This window comes from Streptomyces sp. NPDC031418 (assembly GCF_055581605.1).
In genome coordinates, this window is the sequence record NZ_JBVIJC010000004.1 from 333,299 (window position 1) to 356,998 (window position 23,700).

Consider the following 23,700-nt stretch of genomic DNA (forward strand, 5'->3'; position numbering starts at 1 on the left):
AGTACACCGCCCTGTAGTCCGGCGGGGTCAGTCACCGAAACCATGAAGGAGTTGGCTGGCCGCGGAGGTCATCTTGTAGATTCGTATGAACGGAGGTCATCGGTAACCCCTCCGTTTTCCTGGAGAAACACAGGAATCGGCGGGGACACCCCGGCGCGCGCCCCGGCACGGACCGGGGGAGCACGGTGGCGGGAGTCCGCCCCGGCCCCCTCCAAGATTCATCGTAGGTTTCGAGACAAAGAACGGCGGCGAAGAGATGCGGCTGCGCGCACTGCTGGACACCGACGCGCTGGGCCTGCGGCTGCTCGGCGGCGAGGACGAGCTGGACCGCCAGGTCCGCGGGGTCATGACCACCGACCTGCGGGACCCGAGCCGCTACCTCTCCGGCGGGGAACTGGTGCTCACGGGCCTGGCCTGGCGCCGGGACGCGGACGACTCCGAACCGTTCGTGCGGATCCTGGCGCAGGCCGGAGTGGCGGCCCTCGCGGCCGGCGAGGCGGAGCTGGGCGATGTGCCGGACGATTTGGTGCTGGCCTGCGCCAGACACCGGCTGCCGCTGTTCGCGGTGCACGAGTCGGTGGCGTTCGCCTCGATCACCGAGCATGTCGTACGGCAGGTCTCCGGCGAGCGTGCCGGGGATCTCGCGGCGGTGGTGGACCGGCACCGGCGGATGATGACCTCGGGCCCGGCGGGCGGCGGTCCGGACGTGGTCCTGGATCTGCTCGGCTCCGACCTGGACCTGCGTGCCTGGGTGCTCTCCCCCACCGGCCGGCTGATCGCCGGCTCCAAGGAGGCGGGCCCGGCGCTGCCCGCCGAGACCTGCGCCAAGCTCGCCGCCGAGCACCTGTCCGCCACCCGCACCGGCCGCCGCGGCCCGCACCGCGTGCTGCTGGCCGGCAGCACCTTCTCGCTCTTCCCGATCCGCTCCTCCGGCCGCTCCCCGCAGGCGTCCCGCGATGTGCGCGAGACCGTGCTCTCGGACTGGCTGCTGGCCGTGGAGGCGGACGCGGGCGACTGGCCCGAGGAGCGCCTGGACCTGCTCCAGGGCGTCACCCAGCTGATCTCCGTCGAGCGGGACCGCCGGGACGCGGCCCGTACGGTACGGCGCCGGCTCGCCCAGGAGGTGCTGGAGCTGGTGCAGACGGGCGCCGCGCCCGCCGAGATCGCCGCCCGCCTGCGGGTCGCCGCGCCGGTGCTGCTGCCCGGCCTCGGGGCCGCCCCGCACTGGCAGGTGGTGGTGGCCCGGGTGGAGTGGGACGACAACGGGATCGAGGGCGGCCCGGTCGCCCAGTCGCTGCTGGAGGAGATCCTGGTCGACCCGCTGGCCACGGGCCCGGAGCCGTCCGACCGGATCGCGGTCGCGCACACCGGCGACGAGGCGATCGCCCTGGTGCCGCTCCCCGCGGTCTCCTCCGAGCACGACGGCTCCGAGACCGGTCTGCTCGCCGACGCGCTGCTCCAGGCCGTGCGCGAGCCGCTGTCGGCCGGCCTGGACGACGACGGGCGGCTCACCCTCGGCGTGAGCGCGGCCGTGCACTCGGCGGAGGGGCTGCGCGGCGCCCTGGAGGAGGCCCGGCACGCCCGCCGGGTGGCCGCCGCCCGCACCGGCCGGGTCTGCGCCGCCGGCCACCAGGAACTGGCCAGCCATGTGCTGCTGCTCCCGTTCGTGCCGGACGACGTCCGCCGCGCGTTCACGGCCCGCCTGCTGGACCCGCTGAAGGACTACGACCGCCGGCACCGGGCGGAGCTGATCCCGACCCTGGAGGCCTTCCTCGACTGCGACGGCTCCTGGACGCGCTGCGCCACCCGGCTCCACCTGCACGTCAACACGCTGCGCTACCGGGTCGGGCGGATCGAGCAGTTGACGGGCCGCGACCTCTCCCGGCTCGAGGACAAGCTGGACTTCTTCCTTGCGCTGCGGATGAGCTGAGGCGAAGCCCCGCGGGGGGCGCGCGACCGGACAAACCATCTCGCGCCAAGTCCCCACCACTTTGTGAAATCTTTCACCCACCCCCTTGGCCCGGCCGGGCGATCGGTGCTGGAATGCCGCCACCACTCACAGCTCGATGGCGTGCATGGGGAGGGCAACGTGGCGCATACCGCCATGTCTGGTAACGGAACCACCGGTGACGATCCGCTCCAGACCGCGGTATGGCGGCTGCGCAGCCGGGCCTGCTGGGCCGACGCCGCGGCCCTGCTGCCGCCCGACACCCCGCCCACGGCGTTGCAGCGGGCCACGCTGTTCGTCGAACGGTGTCTGTACACCGAGCGGGGCTGGGCGGAGGCCGAGGACGCGCTGCGCACCGCGGAGGCGCTCGCGCACAGCGACGAGGAGCGCGGCGCGGCCGCCTGCGAGCGGGGCCAACTCGCCTACGCGGCAACCCTGCACGGCGTCCGGGACCGGGCCGACGAGGCGCGGGCCGCGCTGGGCCGGGCGGCGGCGCTGCTGCCGCCCGGGTCGGCCGGGCGGGCGCTGCTGGACTTCCGCCGGGGGCTGCTCGCCGAGAACCTCACCCGCTCCCCGCAGGCGGCCCGCGCCGCCTACCGCCGGGCGCACGCGGCCGCCGCCGCGCACGCCGACCCGCTGCTGCTCTCCTTCACCTGGCGGCACCTGGCGGGACTCGCCCTGCGCGACGGCGAGTTGGCCGAGGCCCGGCACGGCTTCGCCGAATCCCTGCGGCTGCGCGAGGAGTTGGGCTACCTGGTGGGTACGGCACCCGCGCTCGTCTCGCTGGCGGACACGGAGGAGGAGCCGGAGGCCTCCCGGCTGCGCGAGGAGGCCCGGCGGCTGTTCCGGCTGCTCGGCGGGGTGCCCACCTGGCTGGCGCGCCAGCTCGCGCCGCCGGCGCCGGGGGCGGCGACGGCCTGAGAGGCGACTGAGAAGTTCCTGTGGGAGGGTGACGTACCCCCCGAAGATCCTTCTCAGGAGAGCCCCCTCGAATGAGCCTCATCAACGGCCTTCCGGCCCATGTACTGCTGGTCCACGTCGTCGTGGTCCTCGTCCCCATGACCGCGCTCGCCCTGGTGGCCGCCGCGGTGTGGCCGGCCGCCGCCCGGCGGCTGGGCGTGCTGCTGCCCGGACTCGCCTTCGTGGCCCTGGCCAGTGTGCCGCTGACCACGCAGGCGGGTGAGTGGCTGGAGCGGCACGTCGAGGACGACGCGCTGGTCCGCCGCCACACCGAGCTGGGCGACGGCCTGCTGCCGTGGGCGCTGGGTCTGTTCGTGCTGGCGGCGGTGGTGTGGTGGGCGACCCGCGCCACGAAGGGCAGCCGCCGGCTGAACTCGCTGCCGGTGCGGATCGCCGTGGGCGTGCTGTCGGTGGGCGTGGCGGCGGGCGCGGTGGTCGACGTCTACCGGATCGGTGACTCGGGCGCGAAGGCCGCGTGGCACGACGCCTACTCGAAGCAGGGCCACGGAGCGGCCGACGGCTCCTGAGGCCTTCCGCCGGCGGGAGCCGGCCCGCCCCGGCTACGCGGCGGCGAAGTGCCCGGAGACCAGTCCCCGCACCGCGTCCGCGTCCCCGGCCACCAGTGCGTCCAGCAGGGCCAGGTGTTCGGTCGCGTCCGCGAGCAGGTCCGCCCGGGTGTGCCGGACCGGGCCGCCGACCAGGGGCCACTGGGAGCGGCGGTGCACGTCCTCGGCGATGCGGACCAGCTGCTCGTTGCCGGAGAGCCCGAGCAGCGCGCCGTGGAAGGCCCGGTCGGTCTCGGCGTACGCGGCCGGGCACCCGGCACCGGCCGCCCGCACCGTCTCCTCGGCGAGCGGCCGCAGTGCGGCCCACCGCTCGGCGGGCACCGTACGGGCGAGCCGCAGCAGCACCGGCACCTCCAGGAGCGCCCGCACCTCCACCAGCTCGGCCAGTTCCCGCGCCCCGCGCTCGACGACCCGGAAGCCGCGGTTGGGCACGACCTCGACGGCGCCCTCCAGGGCGAGCTGCTGCATGGCCTCCCGGACGGGCGTGGCCGAGACCCCGAACCGCTCGCCGAGCACCGGCGCCGAATAGACCTCGCCGGGCCGCAGCTCCCCGACCACCAGCGCCGTGCGCAGGGCGTCCAGGATCTGCGCGCGCACCGAGGAGCGCTGCACGGCGGAGCGCGCCGCGGGGAGCGGCCGCTCGCCGTGCGTGTGCTCGCCGCGCGCGCCCGGCACGGCCGTGTCCCGCTCCCGTGCGCCGTCCAGGGCGGCGGCCGCGAGCGTCTGCGCCGGCGTCCGGCTCACTCCCTGCTCCACGGGTCCTCCTGGCGGCTTGTCGGTACTTGGGGTCATTAACGGCGGGTTGTCGCTTGTCCGTCAAGCACCTTAGGCGCCCGAGGCGACAGTTCAAATTCGATCGAAAGTGAGTAAGGTAAGGCTTACCTTCACGATTTTGTCCGCGATCAAGGACCGGTGGTTTCGCCATGCCCGCTGCGGCCTCCCCGTTCACCGCCGCGTACGACCGTCTGCACGCCGGCTTCCCCGGCCTGACCGTGACCGTGTCGGCCCCGGGCGAGGAGATCCCGGGCGACGGCGGCTGGGTGGAGGCCGCCGGGCTCGCGGCGGGCGGCGCCGCGCTGGACGCCTATCTGGCCTGGGACGCCGCCCAGGTGCTGCGCGACTACGGCCGCGAGGCCCGGCCGGACGTCGTCGCGAGCTTCGGGCTGCACCGCTACGCCTGGCCCGCCTGTCTGCTGGTCACCGTGCCGTGGTTCCTGCACCGCCGGGTGCCCCGGCTGCCCGTGACACACGTCGCCTACGACCGCGACGGCGGGCGGATGGCCGTACGCGCGCCGCTCTCCTTCGCCTGCCTGCCGGGCGACCCGGCGGCCGCGCTGCCCGGGGCCGTCGTCGTACCGGACGAGGAGGCGCTGCGCGGCGAGGTGCGGGCGGCCGTGGCCGAGCACCTGGAGCCCCTGCTGGCCGCCTTCGGGCCGCGGATGCGGCGGCGCGGCCGGGCGCTGTGGGGCATGGTGACCGACGAGGTGGTGGAGGGGCTGTGGTACGTCGCCCGGATGCTGGGCGAGGAGGAGCGGGCAGTGCGCGAGCTGGAGCTGCTGCTGCCCGGCGCCAGCCGGCCGTACGCCGGCGCGGCCGCGTTCCGGATGCCGGCCGGCCCCGACGGCACCCCCGTGGCCACCCGCGAGCGGACCAGTTGTTGCATGTTCTACACCGTGCGCCCCGAGGACACCTGTGCCACCTGTCCGCGCATCTGCACCACCGTCAGGCCGACGGCGTCCGCGGCGGCCTGACGGGGCATCGGGCGGCAGGAGCACGGGCCGGCGTCCACTAAGATCACCGGCAGCGGCAACCCGGAGGACTGCCCGGCGACGGACAGGTCATTCACAACTTCCTCACGAATCGCAGGAACTTTCCGAGGAACCATCCGTACGGGTAGTCTTATTCGAACTCAACTCCCGCCCCTCAAGCGGCAGTTCGAGCAGAACGCCGTCTTGGGCATCCCCTTGCACCTCCTTGGCGGCCTCTTGCCCCGAAACCCCCTGAGGGCCGTCGGGAGTGGGCCACTATGGCGGGCGTTACGCCCTATCCCAATGCAAGGGACCCCTGATGAGACTGACCGACATATCGCTGAACTGGCTGCTTCCGGGCGCCGTACTGCTCCTGGGCATGCTGGTGGCGGTGGCGGTGCTCGCGCGCGGCAAGCGCTCCTCCGGGGAGAACGCGAACGCGGACGACTCGTGGGAGCGCAGCGAGGAGCGCCGGCGGCGCAAGGAGGCCATCTACGGCACTGCCTCCTACGTCCTGTTGTTCTGCTGTGCGGCGGTCGCGGCCGCCCTCTCCTTCCACGGCCTCGTCGGCTTCGGCGAACAGAACCTGGGGCTGACCGACGGCTGGCAGTACCTGGTGCCGTTCGGCCTGGACGGTGCGGCGATGTTCTGCTCCGTCCTCGCCGTGCGCGAGGCCAGCCACGGTGACGCGGCGCTCGGCTCCCGGATACTGGTGTGGATGTTCGCCGCCGCGGCGGCCTGGTTCAACTGGGTGCACGCGCCCCGGGGCGCCGGTCACGCGGGCGCCCCGCAGTTCTTCTCCGGCATGTCGCTCTCCGCGGCCGTGCTGTTCGACCGGGCGCTGAAGCAGACCCGCCGGGCCGCGCTGCGCGAGCAGGGCCTGGTGCCGCGGCCGCTGCCGCAGATCCGCGTGGTGCGCTGGATGCGGGCCCCGCGCGAGACCTACCGCGCCTGGTCGCTGATGCTCCTGGAGGGCGTGCGCAGCCTGGACGAGGCGGTCGAGGAGGTCCGCGACGACATGCGGCAGAAGGAGGAGGAGCGGCAGCGCCGGCGCGACCAGCAGCGCCTGGACCGGGCCCAGCTCAAGGCCATCAGCCGGGGCCACCGCGGCTTCGTCGGCCGGGGCGGCGGCCGCGAGGTCGAGGTCGAGGTGCAGGCGGTGGAGCGCGGCCCCGGGACGGCCACCGCGGAGCCTGCCATATCCACCGCGGAGCAGCTGCCGGTACGCGCCCGACCCTCCCTTCAGCCGGTCCGCCCCGGGGCTGAGCCGGTGACCACCGTCGACCTCACCGCGGAGGACGACACCCAGGCCCTGCCGCGCCTGGACTCTCTGGAACGCAAGCTCAAGGACCTGGAGCAGCAGTTCGGCTGATCCGTCCGCGGGCAGCCGCCGCACAGGGGACGGACACACGGGACGGGGGCGCGACCACACGGGTCGCGCCCCCGTCCCGTGCGCGTCTGTCGCCGTACCCGCCCTGCCCCCGGTGACCGGGCTAGGCCGCCTCGGCGTCCAGGTGGAACCACACCGACTTGCCCACGCCGTGCGGCCGTACGCCCCAGGCGTCCGCGAGGGACTCCACCAGGACCAGGCCCCGGCCGTGCGTGTCCTCGTCCCCCTCCGGGGCGTGCAGCTCGGGTCTGCGGCCCACGAAGTCCCGTACCTCCACGCGCAGTCCGTCCGGTCCGACGACGGCCGTCAGCACGGCGTCGTGGTCGGTGTGCACCAGGGCGTTGGTGACGAGTTCGCTGGTGAGCAGCTCGGCTATCTCGGAGCGGCCCGGTCTGCCCCAGTGCCGCAGCAGTGCGCGCAGCTCCCGCCGGGCCTCGGGCACCGCCCGCAGATCCGCCCGCCCCAGCCTGCGCCGGAGCCGGTGCGCGTGTTCGGTGATGGTGTCGGACCCTGCCCCCACGGCGTCCCCCGCCTCGTCCCCCGTCGTCGCCGAGAAGGCCCCGACGGCCCTGGAACCGCCTCCTCGCGCCTGCCTCTTCATGACCCCCGCCCGCACGCCGCTCGGACCCTGCCCCTGGTGGTCGAACACGTTCACGGGGGATGCTTGCCCAGCGGGCTCCCGGGCAGTCCTTTGGCCGCCCCGATGACCGGCGGTTCGGCCACGCTCGCGCCCTTCGTCCGGCACCCGCCGGACGCCGCCGCGGCCCTTCGGCCACCCTCCGGCACTGCGCAGGCCGCCCCGGACACCCCGGGACACCGGCCGGGACGGACCGGACACCCCTGGTGACCCCCTCCCCACCTCGGCCGAAACTGGCCGAAATCCGATCCCCGCGGCGAGGGGTGGGCCGGCTCAGGGCCGCGGTACGTTGCGCAGGTTGGACCGGGCCATCTGAAGCATCCGGCCGACCCCGCCGTCCAGCACGATCTTCGACGCGGACAGCGCGAACCCGGTGACCATCTCGGCGCTGATCTTCGGTGGGATGGACAGGGCGTTGGGGTCCGTGACGATGTCGACCAGCGCCGGACCCCGGTGCCGGAAGGCGTCCCGGAGCGCCCCGGCGAGCTGCTTGGGCTTCTCGACCCGGACCCCGTACGCCCCGCAGGCGCGGGCGACGGCGGCGAAGTCGGGGTTGGTGTTGGCGGTGCCGTACGAGGGCAGCCCGGAGACCAGCATCTCCAGCTCCACCATGCCGAGGGAGGAGTTGTTGAACAGTACGACCTTCACCGGAAGGTCGTACTGCACGAGGGTCAGGAAGTCGCCCATGAGCATGGAGAAGCCGCCGTCGCCGGACATCGAGACCACCTGCCGGCGCCGGTCGGTGAACTGGGCGCCGATCGCCATCGGCAACGCGTTCGCCATCGACCCGTGCGAGAAGGAACCGATGATCCGGCGCCGCCCGTTGGGCGAGACGTACCGTGCCGCCCACACGTTGCACATCCCGGTGTCGACGGTGAACACCGCGTCGTCGGCGGCGATCTCGTCCAGGACCGCCGCCACGTACTCGGGGTGGATCGGGACGTGCTTGTCGACCTTGCGGGTGTACGCCTTGACCACGCCCTCCAGGGCGTCGGCGTGTCTGCGCAGCATCCGGTCGAGGAAGCGCCGGTCCGTCTTCTCCCGCACCCGCGGGATCAGGCAGCGCAGCGTCTCGCGGACGTCGCCCCACACGGCGAGGTCGAGCCGGGACCGGCGGCCGAGGACCTCCGGCCGTACGTCGATCTGGGCGATGCGGACGTCGTCGGGCAGGAAGGCGTTGTACGGGAAGTCGGTGCCGAGCAGGATCAGCAGATCGCACGCGTGGGTGGCCTCGTAGGCGGCGCCGTAGCCGAGGAGGCCGCTCATGCCGACGTCGTACGGGTTGTCGTACTGGATGAACTCCTTGCCCCGCAGGGCGTGTCCCACGGGTGCCTTGATCCGCCCGGCGAACTCCATCACCTCGGCGTGCGCCCCGGCCGTGCCGCTGCCGCAGAACAGGGTGACCTTGCCGGCCGCGTCGATCATCTCCACCAGCGCGTCCAGCTCGGCGTCGCCGGGCCGCACGGTGGGCCGGGAGGTGACGAGGGCACTCTCGGGGGCCTTGTCCGGGGCGGGTTCGGCGGCGATGTCGCCGGGCAGCGCGACCACGCTGACCCCGCGGCGGCCGACCGCGTGCTGGATGGCGGTCTGCACCAGGCGGGGCATCTGCTTCGGGCTGGAAATCAGCTCGCTGTAGTGGCTGCACTCGGTGAAGAGCCGGTCCGGGTGGGTCTCCTGGAAGTAGCCGAGGCCGATCTCGCTGGAGGGGATGTGCGAGGCGAGGGCGAGCACCGGGGCCATCGAGCGGTGGGCGTCGTAGAGGCCGTTGATCAGGTGCAGATTGCCGGGGCCGCAGGAGCCGGCGCAGGCGGCCAGCCGCCCGGTGACCTGGGCCTCGGCGCCGGCGGCGAACGCGGCGCTCTCCTCGTGGCGCACATGGATCCAGTCGATGGCGGCGTTGCGGCGCACGGCGTCGACGACCGGGTTGAGGCTGTCGCCGACCACCCCGTAGAGGCGGCGCACGCCGGCGCGCACCAGCAGGTCGACGAACTGCTCGGCTACGTTCTGCTTGGCCATGCACCCATACAGGCACAGGTCGCCGCGTCACGCCTCCCACACGGCCGCGGCCGTACGGTCGTCGGCGTACCCCTTCACCCGCACCTGGACGTCGGCGAGGAACGCGGCGAGACCGGGCGCGGCCCGGCCGGACCAGCGGCGGGCCAGATAGGCGCAGAGGGCGGGCTCGCCGTGCAGCGGGTCGGCCAGGCCCGCGGTGCTCATCACCAGCACATCACCCGGGCGGGCTACCGAGGCCCGGAACCGGAACGGTTCGCGGGGCGGCTCCGGGGCGGGCTCGTAGGGGCTCGGCGGGGTCGGGATGCCGAGGTCCATGGTCAGCCGGTCGCCCTCCGGGGTCCGTTCCGGGACCGAGCCGAAGCCGAGCACGGGACCGCCGCCGGTGTCGTCCGGCGGCGACGGGCGCGGCTCGATGTCCTGCCACTCGCCGCCGCGCAGCCGGAACAGCCCGCCGTCGCCGACGCCGAAGAAGACGCGGGTACGGCAGTCCGGGTCGGCGGGCAGCAGCAGACAGCGCAGGGTCGCCGTGTACTCCTCGGGGTCGATGCCCTGCTCGACGGCGCTCGCCCGGAGCCTGCCGAGGCTGCGGTCGGTGAGCCGGTGCAGACCCGACTTGAGGTCGCCGCGCCGGGCCGCGTGGATGTCCTCCGCCAGCCGCCGATGGCTGCGGCCCACCGCCCGGCCGATCCACCGGCAGGCCTCGGCGGCCGCCAGATGCGCGCCCGGTGTGCCGCGGGCGCCGGTCGCCATCGCGACGAGCAGCAGTGCCTGTGCGCCCGTCCCGAACCGCGCGGTGAGCAGCACGTCCCGGCGGGGCTCGCCCCGGTAGCGCGCCGAGTCCCCGCGCACCGACGCGGCCCGCAGCGTGCACGCCCCGTACCGCGCCCCGTCCAGCACGGTGTCCGCGACCAGCTCCTCCAGGGTGTCCGGATCGGCCGCGGGCAGCGCGGTGGGTTCGGGGGCGTAGGTGGGCGGTCCGGAGCCGACGTAGTCGGGGGCGGGGGGTACGCCGGGGGCGGCGGGGGGAGGTGCGGGGGCCGGCGGGGGTGGGGGCGCCATAGGTGTCGAGGGGGGCGTCGGGCCCGCGGGCGCGGTGGGGGGCGGGGGTGGCGCGGAGGGGGGCGGGGGTGGGGTGTGGGCGGCCCGTGGCCGCGGGACCGCGGGTTCCCGGGCGCCGGAGTCCACCGCGGCGGGCTCCGCGCCGGTCCCGCCGTCGAACGCCGCGTCGGCGTGGGGGGTGGGAGGGGGCGGTGGTGGTTCGGGCGGCCGCTCCGTCACCGCCTTCTTCGCCGAGGCGAAGCGGTCGTCCAGGGAATCCGGCGCGGCCGTGGGGCCGGTGTCCGCGGTGGAGTCGTCGTACAGCTGCCCCCACCAGTCGTCCCCCTGGCGGGCGTTGCTTCCCCCCTGCTGGCTCATGCCCTTCATTGTCCACCGCACGGGCCGTGTGAAAACGGGGCATCGGGAAAATCCGGCGCGGCACGCATGATCGAGCGGCGTGTCGGGCGAGTGGGCGAACAGCCGTACGAGAAAGGGCGGTTGATGGTCACCGGCCGGGATGACGACCCGGCTCCGGCTGGGCCGGGCCGCCCGCGAGTGGGACGGGGTCACCCGCCGAGCCGCCCGGTGACCTGCGGCTTCTTCCGTTGTCCGGCACTCTGGGCAGATGGGAGTGTGGGAACTCCTGCTGGTCGGGGTTGTGCTCGTGCTCGGCCTGTGCGGAGTGCTGGTGCCCGGGGTGCCGGGGTCGTGGCTGGTGTGGGCCGCGGTCCTGTGGTGGGCGCTGACCGATCCGCGGCCGGTCGCCTGGGGTGTGCTGGTGGGCGCCACCGGGGTGCTGCTGCTGGCGCAGATGGCGCGCTGGGCGCTGCCGCCGCGGCGGCTGCGGGAGAGCGGCGCGACGCCGCTGATGGCGGTGTACGCGGGCGTCGGCAGCCTGCTCGGGTTCGTGGTGCTGCCGGTGCTGGGCGCGGTGCCGGGTTTCCTGGCCGGGATCTATCTGCACGAGCGGCTTCGGCTGGGGCGGCACGGCGAGGCGATGGCCGCGCTGCGGACGGCCATGGGGGCGGGGGGCGCGAGCGTGCTGGCGGAGCTGTTCGCGTGCCTGCTGATCGTGGGGGCGTGGCTGGGAGCGGTGGTCGCGGGCTGAGCCCGCGGGCCGGAACACCGCGCGCCGCAGATGCTACGCCCAGGGGCGGCGGGCGAGGGCCTGGTGGACCGTGTGGGCGATCGCGGCCATGCCCGCGTCGTCGAAGTGGAGGTGGTCTCCGGGGTCGTAGCCGGGCCGGATGCGGGTGGGGTCGGCCGGGTCGCGGACGGCGGCGTCGGCGTCGGCGACCGCGTCGAAGGCGCGGCCGGTGCGGATGAAGGCGTTGACCTGCTGCCGTACCGCCTCGCGGGCGGCGGTGTACGCGGGGTAGCCGCGGAACGGGGTGAGGGTGACCCCGACGACCCGGATGCCCCGGGCGTGGGCGCGGGCGGCGACGGCGCGGTAGGCGTCCGCGTAGGCGGCGGGGTCGCTCGCCTCCGGGCTGCCCTTGATGTCGTTGATGCCCTCGAAGACGACCAGGACGCGCACCCCCGGCCGGTTCAGCGCGTCGGCGTCCAGGCGGGTGAGCGCGCTGGGGCCGACCCCGTCGTGCAGCAGGCGGTTGCCGCCGATGCCGGCGTTGAGGACGCCGAGCCGGTGCGGGCCCAGTTCCTCGGCGAGCCGGTCGGGCCAGCGGTGGTTGGTGTCGGCGGTGGAGCCGGTGCCGTCGGTGAGGGAGTCGCCGAACGCGACGATGCTGCCGGCGGCGGGGCCGCGGACGTCGACGCCGGTGACGTAGTACCAGTGGCTGGTGGTCGTGGTGTACGCGGCGCCGGTCTCGTCGGCTGCCTGGCCGGCGCCGACCGGGGCGAGGTAGCTGGTCTGGAGGGCGCTGCGGTGGTAGGTGGCGGGGCCGTCGTCGTCCGGGGTGTAGACGCTGACGAGCAGGTCGGCGCCGGCCGGGACGCGCAGCGGCACCGGGTCGGTGAGGGTGTCCCGGCCGGGCGGCACGGTGACCGTGCGGGCCCCCCGGAAGGTGGCGGTGCGCAGGGTGCCGGGCAGCGCGTCCGGGCCGGCCGCGCGGCGCAGTGCGACGGTGACGGTCCCGAGGTGCAGCGGCGCGGTGCCGAGGCGGTTGCTGAGCCGTACCCGCACGGCGCTGCCGCCGACGCTGAGGTGGACGACATCACGGACGGCGGCGCCGGGCCGGGCGGCGGCGGTGCCGGACGGCGCCGTCTCCCAGCTGCCGGTCCAGCGCGGCGGCGCCGGTGCCTCGGCCACCGCCGCCCTTGCCGTGCCCGGCGCCAGCGCCAGCAGCAGGACCGCCAGGAACCGCCCGACCTTGGTCATGCACGTGCCCGCCCTTCCGAGGCTTCCCGAGGCTCCTCGGAGCCGACGGTGCCACACGGCCACGCGGTCCCACCGGAACCTCCACGCCGTACCACCCGTCCGGCGCAGCGGACGGAGCGCGACGGGCCTCGGACGAACGATGCGGAGCTATGCGGCCTCGGGTCGCTCCGTGCGCCGGGCCGGGGCGGGATCCGGTGCGTCCTCGTACGGGCCGGACTCGGCTTCCCCGAAGTCCGGGGCCTGGAAGGGGTTGTTCGCCGGAGGCGGCGATGCCGGGGCGGAGGAGCGGGGCTGGCCCTCCGGGGCGGAGAACAGCGAGGTCAGGTCGATGGGAGATCTCTCTTTCGTGTCAGGCCCCGGACGGGGCCTGGTGTGCCGTGACCGGGCACAGCGGTTCTACAGCTTGGTCATCTTGGCGTAGGGGCTCAGGATCCGCATCTGTGCCGAGCCGAAATCGACGAGCGCGGCGATGCCGTCCTCGATGCCGACGACCCGGCCGAGGCCGTACACGTCGTGGGTGACCTGGTCACCCATGGCGAAGTGCTTGGGAACCGGTACGACCGGGGCCTTGAAGGGGCTGGTGGGCAGATGGCGCTTGGGTGCAGCAGACGGGGTCATAGCTCAGTATGCGCCCATCCGGGGACAGCTCGCTGTGGTTGTCGACACAGATTCGCATCGGAACAGCCGCGTCACGGCACCGACGGGCGGTCGCGCTCGGTGTCCGTCATGAAGTCCAGCATGGCCCGGTTGGTCTCGGCGGCCAGGTCGATCTGGGGGCCGTGGCCGGTGCCGGAGAGGATGTCCGCCCGGGCGCCCGGTATCAGCCGGGGCACGCGCTCGGCCTGCCGCTGCGGGTGCACCAGCAGGCTGCGCCGGCCGAGCACCAGGTACAACGGGGTGCGCACGGTGGCCAGTTCGGCGTCGGACAGGGGCAGCGGGGCCGGCCGGCGGATGCGGTAGGCGCGCACCCCGGCGTGGACCATGGCGCGCAGCTCCGGCACGACCAGCACGGGCTGTTCCAGCCAGGCCGCGAGCCGGGGCCGCAGCGCCTTGGGGGCGAAGGTCGCGAGGAGGCTGACGAAGATCCACGCGAAGAAGCGCAGCCCCACCTTCTCCAGTCCTCCGGGGTCGAGCAGTGTGACGGAGGCGAGGCGGTCCGGCCTGCGGTGCGCCTGGTTCAGGGCGAGCCAGCCGCCGTAGGAGGTGCCGACGAGGTGCACCTGGTCGAGGCCGAGCCCGGCCAGCGTCTCGTCCAGCCACTCGGCGACCCGTGCGGGCTCGTGGAGGGGGGCGCGCTGCACGCTGCGGCCGGGGTCGCCGGGGGTGTCGATCGCGTAGACGGTGCGTTCGGCGCTGAGCGCGGGGGTGTTCGGATACCACATGGCGGAGCAGGAGCCCGCGCCGTGCACCAGGACGACGGGGGTGCGGTCGCGGGCGGCCGGGTCGGCGGGGTCGTAGCGGTAGACGTGGGTGGTGCCGGCGGACGTCTCGACGTCCTGCTCCCAGGACGCGGGCGCACCCAGCGCGTAGACCGCGTCGCAGGCGGCGTAGTAGCGGTCGCGCCAGGCGTCGCTGACGAAGCGGCCGACGTCGGGCCTGGAACGGGCGCTTGCGGACTCGGGCACGGCCACCTCCGGGGTAGTCGATCTTTGTGATACGACCGTACCACGATGATGGTACGGCTGTATCATCAAAGACGGGCCGCGGGCGCGGCCCGTCCCGAGCGCCGGCGACGAAGCGGAGACCCTGACGATGCCCAGGCGGGTGGACCACGCAGCGCGGCGGACCGAGATCGCCGAGGCCCTGGTCCGGGCGGCGGCACGGCTCGGACTGCACGCCGTGGGGATGCGCGACGTGGCGGCGGAGGCGGGCGTCTCGCTGCGGCTGGTGCAGTACTACTTCGAGACCAAGGAGAAGCTGCTCCTCTTCGGGCTGCGCCATCTCACCGAGCGGTTCGGGCAGCGGGTGACCGCCCGGGTCCGGGCCGCCGGTGCGGACCCGGGCCCGCGTACGGTGCTGGAGGCGCTGCTCACGGCGGCCCTCCCGGTCGACGAGGAGAGCCGCACCTTCCACCACCTGTACACGGCCTACGCCGTCCTGTCCGTCACCGACGAGGCACTGGCGGCCCAGCCCTTCATCCGGGAACCGGACGCCGCCGAGGCCACCGTGGCCCGGCTGCTGGAACAGGCCGCGCGGGACGGGAAGCTGCGGCCCGGGACGGACCCCGGCGCGGAGGCGGTGGCGCTGCTCGCGCTGTCCGCGGGCCTCGGCACCGCCGTGCTGGTCGGCCAGCGCAGCCCCGAGTCCGCCGCCACCGTCCTTCGCTACCGGCTGGACCACGTCTTCCTGCCCGACGGAGAAGGCCCCGCTACTCGTCCGCCAGCGTGAGGTCCGGTACCCGCCAGGCCGCGAGCAGGAAGGCCACCAGGGACACGGCGGCGCCGACGAGGAACACGAGCCGCATCGAGGAGACGTACCCCTCCAGGAACGGCCGCGCCGCGGCGGGGTCGAGGGCGCGCAGGAAGGCGGAGTCCTCCAGGTCGACCCCGCCGCCGGGACGCACCACTGACGCCAGGGCGTGCGCGGTGTCGGGCTGCTCCAGCAGACGGCGGTAGGCCGGGTCGTGGCGGGCCTCGGCCAGCCGGCCGGCGATCTTGCCGGCCGCCGTACTGAACAGCACCGACAGGAAGGCCGCCGTACCGACCGTGCCGCCGTTGGAGCGGAAGAAGTTGACCGACGCCGTCGCCGCGCCCATGTCGGCACGCGGCACCTCGCTCTGCGCGAGGGTGGTGAGCGTCTGCATCGACGCGCCGAGCCCCGCACCCAGCAGTGCCATGCCCAGCGCCGCGTGCCACAGCGGGCTGTCCACCCCCAGCGTCGCGAAGACCAGCAGCGCCGCGGTGAGCGAGCCCGCGCCGGCCACGAGATGCACCTTGAACCGGCCGGTCCGGGCGATCAGCCGGCCCACCAGCAGGGTCACCGCGAGGTTCGCGGCGACCGTGGGCAGGGAGGCCAGGCCCGCCCCCATCGGGCTCAGCCCGCGGACGAGCTGGAGGTAGAGCGGCAGCGTCGTCATCGCGCCGAACATGGCGACGCCGACGAGGAAGTGCAGCCCGACGCCCAGCCGGAAGGCACGGATGCGGAACAGGCGCGGCGGCAGCAGCGCCGCATCGCCCATCCGCCGTTCCACCACGGCGAACCCGGCGAGCCCCAGCGCGCCGACGGCGTACATCAGCAGCGCCCGGGGCGATCCCCACCCCCAGCTGCGGCCCTGCTCGGCGACGGTGAGCAGCGGCACCAGCCCCACGGCCAGCGCCAGCGCCCCGAGGTGGTCGAGCCGGTGCCGCACCCGCCGGTGCGGAAAGCGCAGCACGCGGACGATGGTGACGGCGGCCACGGCCGTCAGCGGCACGTTGATCAGGAAGATCCAGCGCCAGCCGGCGATCCCGAGCAGGGTGGCCCGGTCCGCGAAGGCACCGCCCACCAGCGGGCCGACGATGCTGGCACCGCCGAACACGGCCATGAACCAGCCCTGGTAGCGGCCCCGCTCCCGGGGCGTGGTGATGTCGGCGACGATCGTCATCGCGAGCGACATCAGCCCGCCGCCGCCGAGGCCCTGTACGGCGCGGAAGGCCGCGAGTTCGTAGATCGACCGGGCGCCGCCGCACAGCAGCGAGCCGGCCGCGAACAGGGCGAGCGCCACGAGATAGACGCGCCGGCGGCCGTGGATGTCGGACAGCTTGCCGTACAGCGGGGTCGCCAGCGTGGCGGTGATGAGATACGCGGTGGTCACCCAGGCCTGCGCGGTCAGCCCGTGCAGGTCGTCGGCGATGGTCCGCAGCGCGGAGGACACCACGGTCTGGTCCAGCGCCGCCAGGAACATGCCGAGCACCAGCCCGGACAGGACGGTGGTGATCTGCCGGTGGGTGAGCCGCGCGGGCGCATCCCCGGCCGCGCCCTGTTCTTGTATATCGGGGTCGGAGAAGGTCACATGCGGTCCTCGGGGGGTGGGGGCGGGCATGGAGAGGTTGGCGCCGGCCGGAGCGGCCCCGGTGGTGCCGGGGGCGGCCCCGATGGTGCCCGGAGCGGCCCCGGTGGTGCCCGGGGCGGCCCCGGTGGTGCCCGGGGCGGCCCCGGTGGTGCCCGGAGCGGCCCCGATGGTGCCCGGGGCCACCGCGGCGCGTGGGCCTGCCGGCCGGTCGACCCGGTCAGTCGATCCCAGCCGGTCAGCCAGCCGGGCCAGTTGAGCCGGTCGGCCGATCCCAGCCGGTCAGCCGGTCGGGCCAGACGGGCCGGTCGACCCGGTTAGCCGATCCCAGCCGGTGAGCCAGTCAGCCGGTCGGCCGGTCGGCCGGTCGGTCGGCCGATCCCAGCCGGCCAGCCAGCCGAGCCGGTCGGGCCGATCGAGCCGGTCAGCCAGTCGGGCCAGACGGGCCGGTCGAGCCGGTCAGCCGGTCGGGCCAGACGGGCCGGTCGACCCGGTTAGCCGATCCCAGCCGGTGAGCCAGTCAGCCGGTCAGCCGATCCCAGCCGGTCAGCCAGCCGAGCCGGTCGGGCCGATCGAGCCGGTCGAGCCGGTCAGCCGGTCGGGCCGGTCGGGCCGGTCGGGCCAGACGGGTCGATCCCAGCCCGTCAGCCGGGCGGGCCAGTCGAGCCGCTGGGGCCAGTCGGGCCAGTCGAACCGATCACACCGGTCAGCCAGTCGAGCCGGTCCACCCGGTCGAACCGATCAGCCGATCCCAGCCCGGCAGCCGGGCGGGCCAGACGGGCCACTCGGGCCAGACGGGCCGGTCGAGCCGAGGACAGCCGGTCAGCCAGGCGGGCCAGTCAGCCAGTCGACCCGGTCGACCGATCAGCCGACCCAGCCGGTCAGCCAGGCGAGCCGGTCAGCCGCTCGTGCCCGCGATTTCCTCCAGGTCGCTCACCGCCTGCTCGATCCCCGGCAGGGTCAGCATCGCCAGCTGGGCCGCCCGGGCTCGGGCCCGGGGTGTCGGGTCGGCCAGGAGTTTGCGGCACACCTCGGCGATGCCGGCCGCGCTGCGCTCGGTGACATGGCGGCCGAGGCCCAGTTCCTCCACCCGGTCCGCGTTGGCGGGCTGGTCGCCGAAGTGCGGCAGCACCGCCAGCGGGGTGCCGGTGCGCATCGCCTCCCGGATGCTGTTGAACCCGCCGTGGGTGACGAACAGGTCGACCGACTCCAGCAGCAGCGGCTGCGCCACCCGCTCGGTGACATGGACGTGTCCGGGCAGCGCCGAGGTCTCCACCGGTATCCCGGACGTCGACACGACCACCGTGCAGTCCTCCAGTTCGGCCGCCGCCGCCAGCAGCGTGCGCAGACTCGCGGTGGCGTCCGGCAGCTCCATGACCGGCGGATCGGACGGGTCCGCCGCCCGCTCGTGCATCATCGGCAGGGCGGTGCCGACCGCGGCGTACACCAGCGGCCGGTCCACGGGCAGCGCGGCGGCCCACTGCGGTAGCTTCCCGCCGCGTTCGACGTCCACGGTCTGCCGGTAGGCCCAGCTGTGGGGCAGGTGCCGGGCGAAGGAGAAGGCGGCCGGCACATAGTCGATACGGCCGTGCGGTACGACGGACAGCGGATCGTCGCTCACCGGCAGCCCCAGCTCCCGGCGCCGCTCGCCGAGCCCCGGCAGCAGCTCGGCGGGGTCCACGGTGTTGCTGAACCCGGAGGGCGTCGGCAGCTGCGGCACGCCCAGCAGTTCGGCCGTGAGTACCGCGGCCATGTCCATGCCGTCGCGGAGGATCAGGTCCGGGCGGTACTCCCGGGCGAGCGGGAGCAGGATCTCCAGGAACCGCTCGACGCCCGGCCCGGAGACGGCGCGCGGCAGCAGCCGGGTGAGCTCCGCCATCTGCTCCGCCGGGTCGGCGATGGCCCGGAGGTCGCCGAGGTACGGCCCCATCATGGCGGAGGGGTCGAACTCCGGTAAGGCGGGGAGGACGTCGACCGCGTCCGCGCGGAAGACGGAGGCGAGGGTCTCGTTGGTGACCACGCGCACCTGGTGCCCGGCCCCGGCGAGGGCGCGCAGCAGGGGAAGTTGGGCACGCCCGTGGGAGGGGCTGCCGAGCGTCGTGCACAGAACCCGCATGGGGGGTGGGCCTTTCTCTCGAAGGAGTTCTCTCGAAGGTGTTCGGGGGATCCGGGCCGTCAGGCCGCGGCGGCCGGTGCGGTGGCGCGGCCGATGCCCTGCCAGGTCAGTCCGGCGCGGGCGAGCCGGTCCGCGTCCAGCAGATCGCGGAAGTCGTGCACCTGGTGGCCGCTCATCCGCGCGGCGATGGCCGCCCAGTCCAGGTCGCGCAGCTCGGGCCACTCGGTGAGGACCACACAGGCCACCGCGCCCTCCGCCGCCCGCACCGGGTCGTCCACGAGGTCGACCAGATCGCTCAGGTCGGGCCGCAGGCTGCGCAACGCGGGGTCGTACGCGGTGAGTTCGGCGCCCCGCTCACGCAGCAGCCGGGCCACGGCCAGCGCGGGCGAGTCGCGCAGGTCGGAGGTGCCGGCCTTGAAGGTCAGGCCGTACAGGGCGAGCCGTACCCCGTGCAGCGAACCGTCCTCGCCGCGCCCGCAGGCCGCGGCCACGCGGGCGACGAGCCGGCGCTGGTGGGTGACGTTGGTCTCGATGGTGGCGCGCAGCAACGGGAAATCGACGTCGGCCTGTTCGCACGCGGTCAGCAGGGCGTGGGTGTCCTTGGGCAGGCAGGAGCCGCCCCAGCCGGGACCGGGCCGCAGGAACGCCGAGCCGATGCGCGGGTCGCGTCCGATGCCCTCGGTGACATCGGCGATGTCGGCGCCGAAGCGTTCGCAGACGGTGGCGAGGTTGTTGGCGAAGGACAGCTTCATCGCGAGGAAGAAGTTGGCCGCGTACTTGGTGAGTTCGGCGCTGGCCGGGTCGGTGAGCACCAGCGGCGCGTCCAGCGCGGCGTACAGGTCGGCCACGCGCCGGGCAGCCTGCCGGTCGGCGGCGCCGATCACGATGCGGTCCGGGTGCAGGAAGTCGTGGACGGCGCGGCCCTCGCGCAGGAACTCGGGGTTGCTCACCACGGGTATGTCGTCCCGGCCGAGGAGCGTGGCGACCCGCTCGCTGGTGCCGACCGGCACGGTGGACTTGTTGACGACGACCACGCCGGGCGGCAGCGCCTCGCGGATCTGCGCGGCGACCGCCTCGACGGCGGCGAGATCGGCCGCGCCGCCCGCGCCCATGGGTGTGGGCAGGCAGAGGAAGACCACCTCGGCCTCGGCGACGGCGGCCACGGCGTCGCCGGTGAACTCCAGCAGGCCGGCGTCCAGCGCCTCCCGGACGGTCTCGGTCAGGCCCGGCTCCAGGATGTCGACCTGGGCCTGGCGCAGTCGTTCGACCTTGGTCGGGTCGGCGTCCGCGCACACCACGGTGTGCCCGAGAGAGGCCAGACAGGCACCGGTGGTCAGGCCGACGTAACCGGTTCCGATCACGGCAACGCGTCGAAGGGACACAGAAGATCACCTTTTCCGGGTCGGTGGGGCAGGCCGCGCGCTACGGCTGCGGCGGCGCACGGCGGGTGAGGTGCACGGCGTCTATCAAAGTCATCAAGCGTTGACTGCTCCAGGTATGGCACGCGGCACGAACACAAGTCAACGTTTGATGACAACGGTCGCTGACTTTGAGACAGCGGCGACACCCTGGAACATGGGCGGATGCCGCAGGGCCGTGGACGACGGAGGTGCAGTGACGTGACGGAAGCGCAGAACGGCGAGGCGTCCAAGGCGGTGGCCCCGCCCCCCGCCCACAAGCGCTCGGCCTCGGCCACGCGCACCGCGCTGCGGGCCGCCGCGGCCTTCCGTTTCGGCAAGTACGGATACGAGGGCACGAGCGTGCGCGACATCGCGGGCGACGTCGGTGTGGACGCGGCCCTGGTGTACCGCTATTTCGGCTCGAAGGCAGCGCTGTTCAACGATGTGGCGGCCCCCGGGCGGATATTCGAGCCGCTGCTGGCGGAGCCGGTCGAGGCGATACCCGACTGGATCTGCGCACTGCTCCGGGGCGCGCCGAAGGAGGACGGCTTCCCGCACCCGGTGCTGACCGTGCTGCGTTCCTCCGGCCGCGAGGAGGCGGTGGAGCGGCTGCGCGCGGAGTTCACCGAGGTGTTCTCCAAGCGGCTGGCCGCCCGGCTCGGCGGACCGGATGCCGAGCTGCGTGCCGAGCTGCTGGCGGCCTGGATGCTCGGCACCAGTCTGATGCGCACGGAGATCCGGCCCCCCGCCCTGGCTGCACGCGACGACGCGACCCTGGAGCGCTATCTGCGGGCCGCCCTGGACACCCTTCTGCACCCTGCACCGGCCCCCCCGGACCCCACCCCCGACGCCTCTGCCGACGAACCGTCCTGAGGCCCCACGGGACGGCCGGGCGCCTCCCTCACCACTCCCCCGCCACCCGCAGATGCCGCACCGCGTACGACCGCCACGGCCGCCAGGCGTCGGGCAGCTCGGCACCCGGCGGGGCCACGTCCGGATCGCCGAGCGCGCGGACACGGATCGCGGCGACGGCCTCCGGGTCCATGCCGGGCAGGGCGAGCAGCGCGTCCCGGGCCGCGTCCCGGTCGGCGCCGGGGTCCAGCCGTAGCGTGCCGTCGGCGAGCGCGGCGGCCAGCGCGCCCAACGGGCCGTCCGGCTCGGCCTCGGCGAGCACACCGGGTTCCGGGAACAGCCGGGTGAGGCTGCCCGAGGGCGCGTCCAGCGCCTTGCCGTACCGCCGCACCAGCTCCGCGGCGCGTTCCGTGCCCACCAGGGCGCGTACGGCGGGCTCCAGCGGGTCGACGGCGCCGGGCGAGCGCAGCCCCGGCCGGGCGGCGACCAGCGGGGCCAGCCGGGGGTCGGCGCCGAGCCGTTCGTCGACGGCGTAGGGGTCGGCGTCCAGGTCGAACAGCCGCCGCAGCCGGTGCACGGCGGTGGTCAGGTCCCGGGGGTCGGTCAGCCGCAGCCGGGCGTCGAGCCAGCCGCCCGGATGCGTGCCGGTGCCCGCCCGCGGGGCCCGGGTGCGCTCGGCGACGGCGACGATCCCGGTGCCGTACGGCAGCCGCAGGGTGCGCCGGTAGGTACGGCCGCCGACGGCGCCGGTCACCTCCTCGACACCCGGCACCGCCTCCGCCGCGAGCAGGTCGAAGACGGCGGCGGCCTGGTACGGGCCGCGGTGGGCGAGCCGCAGCGGGATACCGGTGCCCGGGGCGGCCCGGCGGCCCTGCGGCGCGGCGGCCCGCAGCCCGGTCGGGGTGGCCGCGTACACCTCGCGGACGGTGTCGTTGAACTGCCGGACGCTGGCGAACCCGGAGGCGAACGCGATCTCGGTGACCGGCAGTTCGGTGGTCTGCAACAGCACCCGCGCGGTGTGCGCCCGCTGGGCCCGGGCGAGCGCCACCGGCCCGGCGCCCAGCTCGGCGGTGAGCTGCCGCTGCACCTGCCGGGTGCTGTAGCCGAGCCGGGCGGCAAGCCCCGCGACGCCCTCCCGGTCCACGACCCCGTCGGCGATCAGCCGCATGGCCCGGCCGACGGCGTCCGCGCGGACGTTCCACTCCGCCGAGCCGGGCACCGCGTCCGGCCGGCACCGCCGGCAGGCCCGGAACCCGGCGCGCTGCGCGGCGGCGGCCGTCGGGAAGAACCGCACGTTGCGCCGCTTCGGCGTCACCGCCGGGCAGCTGGGCCGGCAGTAGATCCCGGTGGTCTCGACGGCGAAGAAGAACACGCCGTCGAACCGCCCGTCCCGGCTCCGCACGGCTTCGTACCGGGTGTCCTCGTCCATCACACTGTCCAGTGTGGGGACGGGGACACCCACACGGCCAGCGGAAATCGGACACGGCGACCGGGAGGGAGCGGCTGCTACCGCAGACGCCCCCGCTTGAGGTCCATCGCGGCCCGCCCGGCGGCGCCCTTGCGCTTCCAGTCCCGCCGCAGCTCGGCCCGGACCCGGGCATCGCTCTTCGCCACGATCCACTGGTTCTCGCGCATCAGCTTGCGGTAGCTCTCCAGCCGTCGTACGGCCAGTGCCCCGCTCTCCGTCGCCTCGCGCACCGCGCACCCCGGCTCGCTCTCGTGCGCGCAGTCGGAGAACCGGCAGTCCTCGGCGAGCTCCTCGATCTCGGCGAACACCTGCCCGACCCCGCCCTCGGCGTCGTACAGGCCGACGCCCCGCAGCCCGGGGGTGTCGATGAGCACCCCGCCGGAGGGCAGGGGCAGCAGATTGCGGGTGGTGGTGGTGTGCCGCCCCTTGCCGTCGACGTCCCGGGCGGCCTGTACGTCCATCAGGTCCGCGCCGACCAGCGCGTTGGCCAGCGTGGACTTGCCCGCGCCGGACTGACCGAGCAGCACGGAGGTCCCGGTGCCGACCAGCGCGAGCAGCGGATCGAGCCCGTCGCCGCCGAGCGCGCTGACGGCCAGCACGGGCACCCCGGGCGCGCTGGTCTCGACGTCCCGCACGAGATGGGCCAGGGTGACCGGGTCCGGCACCAGGTCGGCCTTGGTGAGGACGACGACGGGCTGGGCGCCGGACTCCCAGGCGAGGGCGAGGAAGCGTTCGACGCGGCCGAGGTCCAGCTCGACGGCGAGGGACACGGCGACGACGGCGTGGTCGACGTTGGCCGCGAGGATCTGCCCCTCGGACCGCTTGGAGGAGGTGGAGCGGACGAAGGAGGTGCGGCGCGGCAGATACACGCGGACGTAACGGGGATCGCCGGCCGGGTCGACGGCGACCCAGTCCCCCGTGCACACGACCTTCATCGGATCGCGGGGCACGACGAACTCGGTGTCGGCGCGCACGACCCCGTCGGCGGTGACGACATCGCACTGGCCCCGGTCGACCCGGACGACCCGCCCGGGCAGCAGCCCCTGAGCGGCGTACGGGGCGAACACGTCGGCCCAGTCCTGGTCCCAACCGTAGGGAGCGAGCGCGGCGGAACTTGCGGAGGTGGAAGTCAAGGGAGACCCTTCACAAGGGTGGCCCCGGGCGGGCGCGGGTGACGCGCTACGGGTTCAGCCGGTGGCCACGGAGGTGGAGTGGACGAACTTCTGGTCGCGGGC

General features: G+C 74.5%; 20 protein-coding genes. 8 read left to right on the top strand and 12 right to left on the bottom strand.

The genetic code is table 11. The features are described 5' to 3' along the window. Positions 1-256: 256 nt before the first annotated feature. The 3 genes from ACZ5CZ_RS07450 (at position 257) to ACZ5CZ_RS07460 (ending at position 3,435) form a co-directional block, all read left to right on the top strand. Complete coding sequence (locus tag ACZ5CZ_RS07450) at positions 257-1,930, top strand: PucR family transcriptional regulator (protein WP_468940049.1); 1,674 nt, start codon at positions 257-259, stop codon at positions 1,928-1,930. 159 nt (positions 1,931-2,089) lie between these two features. After that, positions 2,090-2,869 carry a hypothetical protein gene (locus ACZ5CZ_RS07455; RefSeq protein WP_467543492.1) on the top strand — a complete coding sequence of 260 codons (780 nt, stop codon included), beginning with the start codon at positions 2,090-2,092 and terminating at the stop codon, positions 2,867-2,869. 71 nt (positions 2,870-2,940) lie between these two features. Next, the gene (locus tag ACZ5CZ_RS07460; RefSeq protein WP_468940052.1) at positions 2,941-3,435 is read left to right on the top strand and encodes a DUF2231 domain-containing protein; all 495 of its coding nucleotides are present in this window, start codon (positions 2,941-2,943) and stop codon (positions 3,433-3,435) included. Between the two features lie 33 nt (positions 3,436-3,468). On the opposite strand, the gene ACZ5CZ_RS07465 is transcribed toward ACZ5CZ_RS07460, so the two are convergent. Further along, positions 3,469-4,266 carry a GntR family transcriptional regulator gene (locus ACZ5CZ_RS07465; RefSeq protein ID WP_385840758.1) on the bottom strand — a complete coding sequence of 266 codons (798 nt, stop codon included), beginning with the start codon at positions 4,264-4,266 and terminating at the stop codon, positions 3,469-3,471. 131 nt (positions 4,267-4,397) lie between these two features. Here ACZ5CZ_RS07465 and ACZ5CZ_RS07470 point away from each other — a divergent pair, with 131 nt between their 5' ends. Both ACZ5CZ_RS07470 and ACZ5CZ_RS07475 read left to right on the top strand, forming a co-directional pair. Continuing rightward, positions 4,398-5,225: a (2Fe-2S)-binding protein gene (locus ACZ5CZ_RS07470; RefSeq protein ID WP_468940055.1), complete on the top strand. Its 828-nt coding sequence runs from the start codon at positions 4,398-4,400 to the stop codon at positions 5,223-5,225. Between the two features lie 316 nt (positions 5,226-5,541). After that, entirely contained in the window at positions 5,542-6,594 is a 1,053-nt protein-coding gene (locus ACZ5CZ_RS07475) for a DUF2637 domain-containing protein (RefSeq protein ID WP_385840756.1), read from the top strand. Positions 6,595-6,715: 121 nt separating this feature from the next. On the opposite strand, the gene ACZ5CZ_RS07480 is transcribed toward ACZ5CZ_RS07475, so the two are convergent. From ACZ5CZ_RS07480 to ACZ5CZ_RS07490, 3 genes are all read right to left on the bottom strand, one after another. Continuing rightward, positions 6,716-7,213, bottom strand: coding sequence for an ATP-binding protein (locus ACZ5CZ_RS07480; RefSeq protein ID WP_385840839.1), 498 nt, complete (start codon positions 7,211-7,213; stop codon positions 6,716-6,718). A 309-nt stretch (positions 7,214-7,522) separates the two neighbouring features. Next, positions 7,523-9,265 (bottom strand): pyruvate dehydrogenase, encoded by a 1,743-nt coding sequence (locus ACZ5CZ_RS07485; protein WP_385840755.1) that lies wholly within the window; start codon positions 9,263-9,265, stop codon positions 7,523-7,525. Positions 9,266-9,292: 27 nt separating this feature from the next. After that, complete coding sequence (locus ACZ5CZ_RS07490; protein WP_468940059.1) at positions 9,293-10,681, bottom strand: protein phosphatase 2C domain-containing protein; 1,389 nt, start codon at positions 10,679-10,681, stop codon at positions 9,293-9,295. Positions 10,682-10,928: 247 nt separating this feature from the next. On the opposite strand from ACZ5CZ_RS07490, the gene ACZ5CZ_RS07495 reads away from it, so the two are divergent. Continuing rightward, the gene (locus ACZ5CZ_RS07495) at positions 10,929-11,411 is read left to right on the top strand and encodes a DUF456 domain-containing protein (RefSeq protein WP_385840753.1); all 483 of its coding nucleotides are present in this window, start codon (positions 10,929-10,931) and stop codon (positions 11,409-11,411) included. Positions 11,412-11,444: 33 nt separating this feature from the next. Here ACZ5CZ_RS07495 and ACZ5CZ_RS07500 read toward each other — a convergent pair whose 3' ends face one another. From ACZ5CZ_RS07500 to ACZ5CZ_RS07510, 3 genes are all read right to left on the bottom strand, one after another. Beyond that, positions 11,445-12,641 (bottom strand): GDSL-type esterase/lipase family protein, encoded by a 1,197-nt coding sequence (locus ACZ5CZ_RS07500; RefSeq protein WP_468940063.1) that lies wholly within the window; start codon positions 12,639-12,641, stop codon positions 11,445-11,447. A 396-nt stretch (positions 12,642-13,037) separates the two neighbouring features. After that, complete coding sequence (locus tag ACZ5CZ_RS07505; protein ID WP_385840750.1) at positions 13,038-13,259, bottom strand: hypothetical protein; 222 nt, start codon at positions 13,257-13,259, stop codon at positions 13,038-13,040. A 71-nt stretch (positions 13,260-13,330) separates the two neighbouring features. Beyond that, complete coding sequence (locus ACZ5CZ_RS07510) at positions 13,331-14,266, bottom strand: alpha/beta fold hydrolase (protein ID WP_468940066.1); 936 nt, start codon at positions 14,264-14,266, stop codon at positions 13,331-13,333. A 127-nt stretch (positions 14,267-14,393) separates the two neighbouring features. Between ACZ5CZ_RS07510 and ACZ5CZ_RS07515 the strand changes: the two genes are divergently transcribed. Beyond that, positions 14,394-15,029: a TetR/AcrR family transcriptional regulator gene (locus ACZ5CZ_RS07515; RefSeq protein WP_468940068.1), complete on the top strand. Its 636-nt coding sequence runs from the start codon at positions 14,394-14,396 to the stop codon at positions 15,027-15,029. On the opposite strand, the gene ACZ5CZ_RS07520 is transcribed toward ACZ5CZ_RS07515, so the two are convergent. The 3 genes from ACZ5CZ_RS07520 to ACZ5CZ_RS07530 all read right to left on the bottom strand — a co-directional run bounded on the left by ACZ5CZ_RS07520 (position 15,010) and on the right by ACZ5CZ_RS07530 (position 20,127). Then, positions 15,010-16,815: an MDR family MFS transporter gene (locus ACZ5CZ_RS07520; RefSeq protein WP_468940071.1), complete on the bottom strand. Its 1,806-nt coding sequence runs from the start codon at positions 16,813-16,815 to the stop codon at positions 15,010-15,012. The two genes, ACZ5CZ_RS07515 and ACZ5CZ_RS07520, sit on opposite strands and share 20 nt — an antisense overlap. Positions 16,816-17,527: 712 nt before the next feature. Further along, complete coding sequence (locus ACZ5CZ_RS07525; RefSeq protein WP_468940074.1) at positions 17,528-18,745, bottom strand: glycosyltransferase; 1,218 nt, start codon at positions 18,743-18,745, stop codon at positions 17,528-17,530. 59 nt (positions 18,746-18,804) lie between these two features. Beyond that, positions 18,805-20,127, bottom strand: a complete 1,323-nt coding sequence (locus ACZ5CZ_RS07530) for a UDP-glucose dehydrogenase family protein (RefSeq protein ID WP_468940076.1) — start codon at positions 20,125-20,127, stop codon at positions 18,805-18,807. A gap of 237 nt (positions 20,128-20,364) precedes the next feature. On the opposite strand from ACZ5CZ_RS07530, the gene ACZ5CZ_RS07535 reads away from it, so the two are divergent. Beyond that, complete coding sequence (locus tag ACZ5CZ_RS07535) at positions 20,365-21,018, top strand: TetR/AcrR family transcriptional regulator (RefSeq protein WP_385840743.1); 654 nt, start codon at positions 20,365-20,367, stop codon at positions 21,016-21,018. Between the two features lie 28 nt (positions 21,019-21,046). Here the strand turns inward: ACZ5CZ_RS07535 and ACZ5CZ_RS07540 are convergent, their stop codons facing one another. Both ACZ5CZ_RS07540 and rsgA read right to left on the bottom strand, forming a co-directional pair. Next, positions 21,047-22,426, bottom strand: a complete 1,380-nt coding sequence (locus ACZ5CZ_RS07540; RefSeq protein ID WP_468940080.1) for a DNA-3-methyladenine glycosylase 2 family protein — start codon at positions 22,424-22,426, stop codon at positions 21,047-21,049. A 77-nt stretch (positions 22,427-22,503) separates the two neighbouring features. Then, positions 22,504-23,598: a ribosome small subunit-dependent GTPase A gene (gene rsgA / locus ACZ5CZ_RS07545; RefSeq protein WP_468940082.1), complete on the bottom strand. Its 1,095-nt coding sequence runs from the start codon at positions 23,596-23,598 to the stop codon at positions 22,504-22,506. Between the last annotated feature and the right edge of the window lie 102 nt (positions 23,599-23,700).